A 1,654-nucleotide genomic window follows, 5' to 3' on the forward strand; every position below is an offset into this window, starting at 1 on the left:
TTGCGTGCCAAGGTCACCTCCCACGTAGAGATGATCTTGAATCACAGCCAGACGCGCAGGGGAATCCTTTTTGTCAACACAACCTAGAACCTGTCCTTGCGCGCCCGCAGCTCGGCAAAGACCCGGGCATCGGATTCGCCTGGTAAACCAAGGGGATCGCGCAATTCCGCCACGCGCAGGAAGGGATTCGTCGCCCGTTCCTCGGCCAGGGTCGAGGGGGCGCAGGGCCGCTTGCCCGACGCGGTTTCGGCCAGCCTCTGCCGCAATGCGGCATTGTCGGGATCGACCGAAAGGGCGAAGGCGCCGTTGCCGCGGCAATAATCGTGGCCCGAGCAGACCAGGGTCTCGGCCGGCAGCGCGTTCAGGCGCGAAAGCGAGGCCCACATCATCTCGGCATCGCCCTCGAACAGCCGGCCGCACCCCAGCGCCATCAGGCTGTCGGCGGTGAAGGCCATGGCCGAGGCCGGCAGATGGAAGGCGACATGGCCGATGGTGTGGCCGGAGACGTCGATCACCTCGGCTTCCTCGCCGCAAAGGTCGAAGCGCTCGCCCGGTTGGACGGCCCGGTCCAGCGGTGGCAGGCGGGCGGCGTCCCGGGCATTGCCAAGCACGCGCGCGCCGGTCTTCTCGACCAGTTCCGGCACCGCCTGGATGTGGTCGGCATGGTGATGGGTCAGGGCGATCAGGTCCAGCGACCAGCCGCGGGCGGCAAGCTCGGCCAGGATGGGTGCGGCCTCGGGGGCGTCGATCAGCGCGGTCTTGCCATTGCCATGCAGCAGCCAGGCGTAGTTGTCGGTGAGGCAGCGGACGGGGACGAGTTCCAGCGGCATTGGCAAATTCCTCTCTTTGCCGCAGTCTGGCCTTGCCAGGCCGGAGGCGCAATGCATCACGACGTCTATGAGCTACGGAAGTTCTACTATACCCGCGCGCTGGGGCGGGTGGTGCAGCGGGTGCTGCGCGACCGGCTGACCGGCCTGTGGCCGCCCGAGCAGGCGCAGGGCATGACCGTGGCCGGCTATGGCTTCGCGGCGCCGCTGCTGCGGCCCTACCTGGCGCGGGCGCGGCGCGTCATCTCGCTGATGCCGGGGCCGCAGGGGGTGATGGCCTGGCCGGCCGGGATGCCGAACTGCTCGGTCCTGTGCGAGGAGACCGCATGGCCGCTGGATACCGGCAGCGTCGACCGGCTGGTGCTGCTGCATGCGCTGGAGACCGCCGATCACCCCGCGGTGCTGCTGGACGAGGCCTGGCGGGTGCTGGGGCCGGGCGGGCGGATGCTGGTGATGGGGCCGAACCGCGCCGGGCTCTGGGCGCGGTCCGAGACCACGCCCTTCGGCTTCGGGCGCAGCTACACCGCCGGCCAGCTCGAGGCGCAGGCCCGTGCCGCCGGCTTCGTGCCCGAGCGGACGGGGGCGGCGCTCTACATCCCGCCCTCGGACCGGCGGTTCTGGCTGAAAAGCGCGCAGATGTGGGAACGGGCCGGGCTGCGCATCAGCCAGGTGCTGGTGGCGGGCGTGGTGCTGACCGAGTTCACCAAGCAGGTCCAGGCGCCGGTCGGCCGCGGCCGCAAGGTCAGCGTGCCGAGCCCGCTCGACGTGCTCGAGGGCATCGCCCGGCCGCGGCCTGCGGGGCAGGGCGCCGGGCGGGCGGCGCGCGG

At 70.9% G+C, this 1,654-nt stretch carries 2 protein-coding genes; one reads left to right on the plus strand and one right to left on the minus strand.

Annotated elements, in window-relative coordinates:
• Positions 1 to 83: 83 nt before the first annotated feature.
• Positions 84 to 830: a hydroxyacylglutathione hydrolase gene (gloB, locus tag I9P22_RS24110; protein ID WP_199262751.1), complete on the minus strand. Its 747-nt coding sequence runs from the start codon at positions 828 to 830 to the stop codon at positions 84 to 86.
• A 51-nt stretch (positions 831 to 881) separates the two neighbouring features.
• Here gloB and I9P22_RS24115 point away from each other — a divergent pair.
• Positions 882 to 1,654: class I SAM-dependent methyltransferase (locus tag I9P22_RS24115; RefSeq protein ID WP_199262753.1), on the plus strand; the 773-nt coding region annotated here is incomplete at its 3' end.

This window comes from Paracoccus binzhouensis, from assembly GCF_016446475.1.
Classification (GTDB): Bacteria; Pseudomonadota; Alphaproteobacteria; order Rhodobacterales; family Rhodobacteraceae; genus Paracoccus; species Paracoccus binzhouensis.